Origin of the sequence: Neobacillus niacini, assembly GCF_000759675.1 — a bacterium.
Classification (GTDB): Bacteria; Bacillota; Bacilli; order Bacillales; family Cytobacillaceae; genus Neobacillus; species Neobacillus niacini_A.
The window spans coordinates 82,718-92,906 of record NZ_BAWM01000114.1; the positions used below are offsets into that span (position 1 = coordinate 82,718).

Consider the following 10,189-nt stretch of genomic DNA (forward strand, 5'->3'; position numbering starts at 1 on the left):
CTTACATTAAGTATATCAATTTTAACTCAAAAATTCTCCCAATAAACATGATAAAGAGCAACCATTTCCATTAAGGGTTGCTCTTTTTTAATTCCTATATATGAAATTATTAACTTTTTGAATGTTTGTTATCGATTTTCGCCTCAATTCTCTCCATCGCTTTTAAATCACTTTTTAATTCCTGCTTATTTTCATTCACTAATTTCTTAAAGCTCACATTTCGTTTTCTCACTTGTCTCTCCACCTTTCTATATTTTCATTATACATAACTTAGAAAGGTTAAAAACGTCATAAATATTACAATTTTTTGAACTTTATTGAAATTTTTATAGAAAAGGAGCGAGGACTACCCTAAAGTGGGTTATCCTCTTTTTTGGATTACTCAACAACCACAACTCTGATGACATTATCTAGGTCCACGTGCTGAAATACACCCGGTTTAATCTCAACACGTAAATGGTGTTGAATTGGATCGATGTAATGGATATTACCTGTTATCACCTCTGTAAAGCCATCGGTCCAGATTGTAAGCTCCACCGGCAAGTTAAACTCCATCGCATAGCCAATTCGTTGGTCAAACTCCTCTCTCTGATACTCGTCAAGTATTGGCTTTTCCTGCCTTTCTTGATCTTTAAACATGGCGCGAGTCATAGCAAAACCTTCGGGAATAAAAGACGCTGGCCGCCATTTTAGTTTCCCCCTATCGCGTATTGCCATAAATGTCATCTCCTTCATAATTATTATACACAAACAAATGTTCTGTATGTATATAAAAAAAAGGTGCGTTTTCCCTTTAGAAAAACGCACCCGTTTAAAAAATATTAACATATACAAGTCTTCCGCTTCATACCTACTCTATTCTTTATTTCTATTTTCTTAATATATTCTGTTGCAAGAGGTACCTTACAAGCCGTATTCCCTACGTCTACTTGCACCTTTCCAATATAATCAGCTACATGTTTTGCTTCCTCACTTAGTTCGGTAACATAGGCGCCTACAGAAATAACAAAACCATTCATCACATATCGTACACGGTTACGTTCTTCATGAATGCTATTTTTCACTCGGTTCAACAAAGCACTGATTTCAGCTAAATCCAACTTTTCGTCAGGGGTTATGGATAAATAATTAGAATATGTACTCCAGCCACAAACCGCAATCATTTCTTCCTCTGATTTCATCCACTCTCTCGCCAATTCAATAGCATAATCGCTTTCGGCTGTTACCCCGGCAACTGTGTATTCCGCTGCCATATACCAGTAGGCTTTCTGAGCCCAATCTTGTAAGGTTTCTTTTGAAATTAACTTTGGATTTACTGAAAGACCTGCCAAATACATCGCGTCGTGATTACCTGATTCATATAATTTTAATGCTAATTCATGATCCTTCTTCACGAACTTAACAAGCTTCTTCATATCCCCAATTTTCACACCAAAATAAGGTTCCTTTACCCCGTGATTCATATAAATTTGCTTCGTTTGATCAGAACCTAATTCCTGAAGCTTTTGCATAATTTCTTCAAAAGTCACACTAGTCATCCTCTCGCAAAAATCTATCATTTATGCTTCTGCATTATTAACTTTTATTACTATTCGTCGATTGATATTCAGAGTCCTCTTTTCCAGAAATATTCCTTTAGTTTCCCTATAACATTGTGTATTTTTATGTACTGAATTATACTAGCATATGTAAAGTTTATCTGAATTTTTAATTATTAATGAAAAGGTGGTAATAGATTTGAAACTAGGTGCATTTTCAGTAAGTTTAAATGTCAAAGACATTCATGTATCAAAATCATTTTACGAAAACCTAGGATTTCAAGCCTTCGGAGGGGACATTACCCAAAATTGGCTTATTATGAAAAATGAAAATTGTATCATTGGGCTATTCCAAGGAATGTTTGAAAAGAACATCTTGACTTTTAATCCAGGCTGGAATGAAAATGCCGAAAATCTTGAATCTTTTACAGACATTCGAGAACTTCAAAAGCAGTTGAAAGAAAAAGGAATAAACATGCTCTCTAAAGCAGATGAAACCACTGAAGGACCAGCACACTTTATAATTGAAGATCCAGATGGTAATCAAATTCTTGTCGATCAACACAGATGAAAACAGGAATAACGATATAAGGAAATACATACATCACTAAGATCTAAACTAAAAAATGGAAGACTGTTCAAAAGTCGCTTTAATAGCGAACTTTTGAAACAGTCTTCTTTCTGATTTACTTAGTTCCACTTCTTAACAAAGTACGTAACGTTAGCATTGAGTATCCCATACGCTTTTTCTGAAATTAGCTCTTGTTTTTTATGTTGATCAAGCAATTGTTTATAATTAAATCATTTATTATTCAACATCCTCTAATAGAGGATCTTTATTTTCGTTAAATGGCGGGTAAATTTTAGGGTGAAGGATACTCGCGATCTTATTTAAACCGAGTAATAATCTAGGTGACGGTCTACAAAATAATGGTTCATCTAATATATACAATTGATTGTTGTTAATGGCATCCATATTTTCCGCCCCAGGGCGTTTTAGGATAACCTTTGGATTAACTTTTTCTTTGTGTACCCCCACCCAAATTACGCAAATAACATCGGGATTTCTTTCTACGATCTCTTCCCAATCCATTTGAACGCTTGCTAGAGCCATATCTTCAAATATGTTTTTTCCTCCTGCAAGTTTACTTATTTCGGTTAACCAATTGGTTGCTCCAGGAGTAAAAATTGGTTTAGCCCACCATTCCCAATAAAGGGATATTGGCTTTTCAATTTGTTTACATAAAGATTGATATTTTTCGAGTATATGATTGTATTTCTTAAATAATTGGTTCGCTTTGTCAGAAGTATTCGTAACTTCTCCAACGAATAATATACTTTCTCCTACTTCTGTTAATGTCTTAGGATTAGGGACAATGACATACGGTATGTTTCGTTTCTTTAACTCTTCAATATTTCGTTCCATTCCAGGTACAGAAAGCGAGGCTAATACTAAGTCAGGTTGTAATTCTTCAACTTTGTCCATATCAATATCCAAATCCGAACCTAATCTTGGCAATGATTGAATATCCTCCGGCCAATCCGAGTAGTTATCCACTCCTACCAATGAAGAAGTTAACCCTAAGTAAGCTACTAATTCTGTATTACTTGGACATATGGATATTAATCTCATATATAAACCCCCTCCTTGATTCTAAAATTCTATTCCCTTTACAGCTGGGACGCCTTCATTGTAATAATGTTTTTCCGGTTCAATTACTGAAACAAGATCAGCTATGTCTTTAATTTCTTGCTTGGCATCTCTTCCTGTAATCACCAGATGAACATGGGAAGGTTTATTTTTGATTAATTCTATCACTTCGTTTAGAGGCAAAACATCATCAATTGGAAACTTATTAATGGCTAATGCATTATTGAGTTCATCTAAAATAACTAAATCGTACTCTCCACTCATAACCGCTTCCTTTGCTTTTGGCCATCCTATTTTTAAGGCTTCTCTATGTTCCTCTGGTGTTTTGGTCCATGTGAACCCAATTCCCAGTTGAACCATATCTACACCTAGCTTTTTCAGGGCAATTTGTTCACCATATGTACGCTCAGGTGATTTGATGAACTGATAGATTTTCACTTTAAATCCCCTGCCAATTCCTCGAAGAGCTAGCCCTAAAGAGGATGTTGTTTTACCTTTTCCATGCCCTGTATAAACAAGTGTTAAGCCCTTTCGATTTATGTGTTGACTCATATCGCTTTCCCCCTATTCTCTATACAACGAAATTGATACCCTCTCTTCATACTTGCTAAATGCTTCCTTTATGGCACTATACACCATTTGACCAATTCCTTTTCCGACAGCTGTTCCTGATCCTGCGCAAGATATTTTTGCCCCTTGCTGAGTAAGGGCAAGAAGCAGGGTATCTATTGATGTATGAGAATCTACTACATTAAAATTCTGCAATGCTTTCACTTTTGCTTCAGTAGCAGCCATATATCCATCAACAAGGGCACCATCGGTAAAATGAGCATCTATAAATAACATAATGTTGATGGTTTTCCCGACCCCTCCTGTCACGATTGCCATCATTTGAATATTTTCTATTTCTTTCGTTACCATCACCATATCCTCGGGTTTTGCAGCCGTCATGGTCCCGGCCGCTTGCTCATGAGGAATGGAGTATTTTGCCATCAATTGGTGTAAATCTCCTTCAGGTCCTGAGCCTTGATCATTTTCCGCCACATAAAAATGACAAAAATGTTTTAACCACTGTATACCAGCACCTATGACCATATTAGATATTGTCCGTAATGAGTGATCAAATTGAATATGAATATGTTCTTCCGTTTGTTTCATTTTATATGAGTCTTCAAAGTTAAATGACTGACTTGATGTAGAGTAGTTTGGTGTCATGAGAAGCTGTGGTTTAGGAATAGTTGGGTGTGATTGAGCTTTCACTCTCACCTCGTAAACCTTCTTTAATTGATCTTCTTTCCTTAATAGGTCTACATCTCCCACTTCTAAAAAGCTCCCATTATGAAGTAAGGCAATACGATCCGCATAGAGCGAAGCAACATTCAAATCATGCAGGATAGCAAAAATAGTTAACCCTGTTGTTTGTTGTCGCTCTTTTAGTAGATTCAACATTTGAAAGGTATGTTTAATATCCAGATGATTGGTAGGCTCATCTAAAAGTAGGATCTCAGGCTCCTGAGCTAAAGCCTTAGCCAATAAGACTCTTTGCTTTTCACCACCACTAATTAGACGAAATTGTGTTTTCCGAAAGTCTCTTATTTGGGTTATCTCCATAACCTCCTCAATGACTTTTCGATCTTCCTTCGAAAGCTGCTTAAAGATCCCTTTTTGATGAGGATAACGACCAAGACTAATGATTTCTTCCACGGTATAATCGAAAGATACTTGAACTTCCTGTGTTAAAACAGCCATTTTTTTTGCTTTTTCCAGTTTTGAGAGAGATGAAATTTCTTTACCACATATGGAAACTTTCCCGCTATTAATCGGTAACTGCCCTGTAATGAGTTTAAAAAGGGTTGTTTTCCCACTCCCATTAGGTCCGAGAAGGGCAAAAAACTCTCCTTTTTTAATTTCTAAATCGAGACCCTTAATAATGGGGGAATGAGTATAGCCACCGACCAAGTTTTGAATGGTTATCATTTATTAGTCCCCCTCCCAAGTCTTTCTCTAATCAATAATAGGGCAAATACAGGTGCACCAATTAGGGCAGTGATAACACCAATCGGCAGTTCTTTTGGAGCAATTATGGTTCTAGACATTAAATCCGCTAAAATGAGAAAAGCGCCCCCAATTAGCATGGAAAGCGGAAGGACATGGCGATGGTTTGGGCCAGTTACAAGACGGACTAGGTGTGGAATTACAAGTCCAACAAAGCCTATGGACCCTGAAACCGCTACTGCAGCTCCCGTTAATAATGATGCACCAATGAGGATAAACGTTTTCCCTTTTTTAACATCCACGCCAATATGGTCTGCTGTATCCTCTCCTAGTGCTAGAGCATTTAATTCACGATAGTGATAGATTACTATAAATGAACCGATGAGCATAAATGGCAGGATAAGTTGAATATGACTCCATCCTCTCATTCCAACACTGCCATATAACCAATAGATAATTTGTGTCATAGATTCTCTATCACTTAATGAAATAATGAGGGAGACAAGTGAACCAATAAAGGCACTTACAATGATTCCCGCCAATATAATGGTTTCAATCGCTAAACTTTTACTGCTTAATCGAACGAGTCCGAATACTATGAGTAAGGAGATTAAACCAAATAAAATCGCGACCACTGGAAGCGTAAAACTTCCTAAACCAACAATCGTAACTTGAAAAAACAAAACCAAAACGGCTCCTAGAGAGGCACCTGATGACACACCAATGGTATATGGATCTGCCAATGGATTGCGTAAAAGTCCTTGAAAAGCTGCACCCGCTAATGCAAGGGATGCACCTATACAAAATGCTAAAAGAACTCTTGGTAGACGGATATTCCAAATGATCATTTCTTCATTTTTTGCTACCTCATCAAGCCAACCCATTGTTAACGTTTTTTCCAGTATAATATGTAATATGGTAGGGACTGGGACTGGGACACTACTATAAAATAAGCCAAGAAGGCTTATACCAAGTAAAAGCCCTCCGCTTAAAATATACAGCCAACCTATTTTATTGCTTATAAATTTCCGGATAGATAAGTTCCGCAAGTGTCTCGACTCCTTCAATTAAACGAGGCCCGGGTCTTGTAACTGTATCACTATCAACGTCAAACACGTTCTTATTCTTCACAGCTGGCACTTCTGTCCATCCTTCACGACTTAGCACCCCAGCTGTTGGATTATCTACATAGTAGCCATAGGTGGTAATAATGACATCAGGGTTTAATTTTACAATTTCTTCTTCCGTCATCTTTACCCAACCCTCTTGATCTTCTGCGGCATTAGTGGCTTGAATGGTCTCAAGCATTTCATGCATAAATGTATTTTGTCCTGTGGTAAAAATATCGGGTGCCGGTGAAACTTCTACCCAAACTTTCTTTTTATCCTTGACAGCTGCTGCTTTGTCTTTGATTGCCTGAATACGTTCTTTCATATCTGTAACAATTTTTTCAGCTTCGATCTTACTTCCGGTAGCCGTACCGATCATCTCAATTTTGCTATATACATCCTCAAAGGATTCAGCACTTCCAACCACCACCACGTCAATACCAGCATCCTCAAATTGTTTTAATGTTTCTGGATGTGTTTTATAATGATAATCCGTAACAAGTGCTATGTCTGGAAGTAGTGTGAGAACAAGCTCTGAATTGATATCCTGTGCTCCAACCTTTTCAATTTTTTCTACTTCTGGTGGATAGTTATCATAATCGGAAACACCAATGATTTTATCGCCTAACCCAAGTGCAAATGCTATTTCTGTATTACTGGTCTGAATCGAAACAATGGTTTCAGGTTCCTCCTCAATCGTTACCTCTCGATTAGCATCGTCGGTGATCGTTACAGGGAATTGCTTTCCACTGTCCTTAAACGCTTCTTTCTTGTCGTTTTGGGTAGCAACGGCTTTATCTTGTGTTTTCTGTCCCTGTGTACCACAGCCTACAATGATACCTATGCTTAATAACAGAATAACACTGAAAAGACCCCACTTTTTTACAATCTTTTTCATCATTTTTTCCCCCTTCTATTATTGAACACAAAAAAACGCTATTCCTGTGGAAAGCGTGTAAAAAGGCAGCTTTATAATACTTATCTTGTGGACAGCATGATAACTTGCAATCTTCATAATAAATAATAAAATATTTACATAATCGATTACCTGCACTTTAAACATTCCTTTCCACGAGGAAGCTTAAAAAACATAATAGGCAGGTCTCCTGACTTGCGAATCACCAGTTGGTTATCCCTTCCCATGTTAAAAACACAGTGGATAATTTATAACCTTCCTTCTCGCTTACAGTGGCGGGACCGTGTTGGACTTTCACCAACTTCCCTCTTAGTCTCAAATGAATCTTACTCATATCATTTAAGAAACCTATTTGTCTAGTATTCATTTTTTGTTATAAAAGCTATTATAGAAGAGTTTTCTTCCTTTGTAAACTATTTCTAGTATAACACTGGAACAGACATAGCAGATTATCATAAAGACACTTTATCTTTATATTTAAATGTTTTTGGAGATAACCCATAAAACCTTTTAAATGTTTTTAGAAAATAACTTTTACTTTCAAATCCTAATTCATATGCTATCTGTTCTACTGACTTTATCGAATGATCAAGTAATTCTATTGCTTTTTCCATCTTAACTCTTGTCACATATTCAACAAAACCTTCTCCCGTTTCCTTCTTTTTTCAGTGTGAGTATTTTAGGTCTTGTGATTCTCTCCTCTGCAAATTTGGCATACAAAAGAATTCTAAGTAAACAAGAAAAATTAAGCGCATAAAGAACCAGTTTTTGTTTCCCGTTTAAACCAACACTGAATGTGTAAAATAAATTCAAATCATGCCTTTTTCCGGCAAAACAAAAAACACTCACAAACGTTGATTTACAACATTTGTGAGTGTTTTTGTAATTAAATATGTAGCTATGAGCGATATTTTAATTTGAATTTATTAGGTGTGTCATTTAGATTGATTTTATAGAATTTCATGGAAAGTTTACGGGGAGATATATCTGAAAAAATTATTTCTACCTAGAACAAATTAAACCAAATAGCATATCCTAACAATAGGTAGTACACCATAAAAAAGACCGTGACCCGAACGTCACGGTCAAAAACATTGCTTTAGGTGAATGAATAATCCATCCTCGTCTGCAAACACAGGGTGGATTATTCTTTTTGTTTATATTGACAAAACATGTGGACACCACTCTTTCTTCTACTTAATGTTGAGTGAATTAATATCTCAAGTTTCAAATCGTTGTTACGGTAGTTGTATCGTTTTGATATGCTCTACATTTCGATATATCCGTTCCCCTTCGGCTGTTATAAGAGTTATTTTGTTATTTCGAATCTTTTGGAGTACGCCTATTTTTTCAGTATGGTCTCCACCATCAATAATCACAAGTTGATTTTCCAACCTTTTCAACTGTTCATCAAAAGATCTGGCTAAAGGAGTGGACATCGGCACAAGTGGTAGATTTTCCTTGTCTAAGGAATACGGTGTTGTATTAGGAGAATACGGAATTAGCCATTTAACATGATTCATCGAAATAAACATCGTTTTGTACACAGGGGAGTGAAAGACAAAATAGTCGTTCATAATGCTGGTTAAATAGCCATGAATGGATTTATTCCCCGTCACATAAATCTGGGTAAACAAACCTTTAGCAACCGTTAATGCTTTTCGAAAGGATATGACATCCGTTTCAATCGGTTTTTCTGCAGGAGGGTTATTATTTAAATCTTCTTCCTCTAAACTAGTTTCTTTCAATCTTTGAACATGATTAAATGGAATGTAGAGGAAGGAATGATTTTTACCATCGTAAATGACAATGATGTCAAGCCCACAATCTAACAGGATTCCCTTGTGAAAAATTCCTCCTGAAAGTTCAACATCAATTTTTTTTCCTATCAAATCAACAAAATCTATAAGCATCATAATTCTCCTTTTTTTCTCAAATGTCTTATCGTGAAAGAGTGCCGCCAAAAAGCCAAGAAACCCAATAATATAAAACGACTAAGGTAAACAATGTCGCAGGTGGTATGACGACGACTGTGATTTTTATATACTGCAACCAACTGATCATTACTTTCCCTTTCCTTACGATATGCATCCACATCAGCGTGGCAAGTGTTCCCATTGGAAGCAGTAACGATCCCATGTCGCTGCCTATGACGTTCGCCAGATAGGCAATTTTCAATTCGAGTAAACTTAGATCCATATTCATTAACGTGAGTGTTCCAACCATGAGAGCTGGGTGATTATTAAAAATATTGGAGAGTACAGAAAGTAGGGTACCCATCATGACACTCGCATGGAGCAGGCTACCAGAAACCATTGGCTTCATGAAAGTGATCAACCAGTCTGTTAAACCAATGTTATTCAGACCGTAAATAATGACATACATACAGAAAGCGAAAACGATAATATACCAAGGTGTTTTTTTCAGCATATCACCTGGAGGTATTTTTAAATAAGCCCATCTCCATCCTAAAAGAACAAGCGAGCCGATAACAGCCATAAGAGAAACGGGAATGTTCACAAACGAAGCGACAAAGAGACTACAACGGACAGCAAATACGAATAGAAGAACATTTCGCATAAATCTAGAACGAGCTTTTTCCGAAGTATGCTGAATTCCTAGACGTGTTTTAAGTGGGTGGTAGGTAGAACTTGACAGACCCGAAACATTTGTAGGAACGGTTTTTGGTAACTCTTTTTTAAAGCGAAGAAACAAGAACCAAGTTAACAGTAGTAATCCTAGAGTAGCAGGAACAAACATCATCGCCGTATGCAACCATAAATCCATATGGACGATTTTTAGAGCGATCAAATTTACAATGTTACTTACACCAATTGGAGCACTTGAAGCAGTCGCAATTAAGGCTCCAGACAGCAAATACGGAATTTTTTGACGATTTTTTAAGCCCATGTTGTTTAATAACATGACTAGTATGGGGGTTGTAATTAAAATACTCCCGTCGTTATTAAAAAAGAGTGTC

11 protein-coding genes, 1 pseudogene and 1 riboswitch are annotated in these 10,189 nt (G+C 36.6%); of the genes and pseudogenes, 1 reads left to right on the forward strand and 11 read right to left on the reverse strand.

Going from position 1 to position 10,189, the window contains the following annotated elements:
- Positions 1 to 109 precede the first annotated feature (109 nt).
- From TR08_RS31480 to TR08_RS24540, 3 genes are all read right to left on the reverse strand, one after another.
- A complete protein-coding gene (locus TR08_RS31480) occupies positions 110 to 232 on the reverse strand; it encodes an FbpB family small basic protein (RefSeq protein WP_152597518.1) in 123 nt (40 codons plus the stop codon).
- Between the two features lie 146 nt (positions 233 to 378).
- Entirely contained in the window at positions 379 to 735 is a 357-nt protein-coding gene (locus tag TR08_RS24535) for a YolD-like family protein (RefSeq protein WP_370576403.1), read from the reverse strand.
- Positions 736 to 821: 86 nt separating this feature from the next.
- The gene (locus TR08_RS24540; RefSeq protein WP_045522716.1) at positions 822 to 1,529 is read right to left on the reverse strand and encodes a DNA alkylation repair protein; all 708 of its coding nucleotides are present in this window, start codon (positions 1,527 to 1,529) and stop codon (positions 822 to 824) included.
- 208 nt (positions 1,530 to 1,737) lie between these two features.
- Between TR08_RS24540 and TR08_RS24545 the strand changes: the two genes are divergently transcribed.
- Positions 1,738 to 2,109 (forward strand): VOC family protein, encoded by a 372-nt coding sequence (locus TR08_RS24545; RefSeq protein ID WP_045522717.1) that lies wholly within the window; start codon positions 1,738 to 1,740, stop codon positions 2,107 to 2,109.
- A gap of 237 nt (positions 2,110 to 2,346) precedes the next feature.
- On the opposite strand, the gene TR08_RS24550 is transcribed toward TR08_RS24545, so the two are convergent.
- From TR08_RS24550 to TR08_RS24580, 8 genes and pseudogenes are all read right to left on the reverse strand, one after another.
- A complete protein-coding gene (locus TR08_RS24550) occupies positions 2,347 to 3,171 on the reverse strand; it encodes a cobalamin-binding protein (protein WP_045522720.1) in 825 nt (274 codons plus the stop codon).
- Between the two features lie 21 nt (positions 3,172 to 3,192).
- Entirely contained in the window at positions 3,193 to 3,741 is a 549-nt protein-coding gene (locus tag TR08_RS24555) for a cob(I)yrinic acid a,c-diamide adenosyltransferase (protein ID WP_045522723.1), read from the reverse strand.
- Between the two features lie 12 nt (positions 3,742 to 3,753).
- A complete protein-coding gene (locus TR08_RS24560; protein ID WP_045522724.1) occupies positions 3,754 to 5,166 on the reverse strand; it encodes an ATP-binding cassette domain-containing protein in 1,413 nt (470 codons plus the stop codon).
- On the reverse strand, positions 5,163 to 6,233 hold the full coding sequence (locus TR08_RS24565; RefSeq protein WP_045522725.1) for a FecCD family ABC transporter permease: 1,071 nt from the start codon (positions 6,231 to 6,233) through the stop codon (positions 5,163 to 5,165). Before TR08_RS24565 ends, TR08_RS24560 begins: the two co-directional genes overlap by 4 nt.
- Entirely contained in the window at positions 6,196 to 7,191 is a 996-nt protein-coding gene (locus TR08_RS24570) for an ABC transporter substrate-binding protein (protein WP_045522726.1), read from the reverse strand. The genes TR08_RS24565 and TR08_RS24570 overlap by 38 nt, the downstream gene beginning before the upstream one ends.
- Positions 7,192 to 7,372: 181 nt before the next feature.
- A riboswitch (cobalamin riboswitch) is annotated at positions 7,373 to 7,575 on the reverse strand.
- Positions 7,576 to 7,661: 86 nt separating this feature from the next.
- A pseudogene (locus TR08_RS34100) lies at positions 7,662 to 7,859 on the reverse strand (helix-turn-helix domain-containing protein); the annotation flags it as partial.
- A gap of 588 nt (positions 7,860 to 8,447) precedes the next feature.
- Complete coding sequence (locus TR08_RS24575) at positions 8,448 to 9,122, reverse strand: hypothetical protein (RefSeq protein WP_045522728.1); 675 nt, start codon at positions 9,120 to 9,122, stop codon at positions 8,448 to 8,450.
- A gap of 28 nt (positions 9,123 to 9,150) precedes the next feature.
- The coding region (locus tag TR08_RS24580) for an ArsB/NhaD family transporter (RefSeq protein WP_045522730.1) at positions 9,151 to 10,189 on the reverse strand (1,039 nt) is incomplete at its 5' end.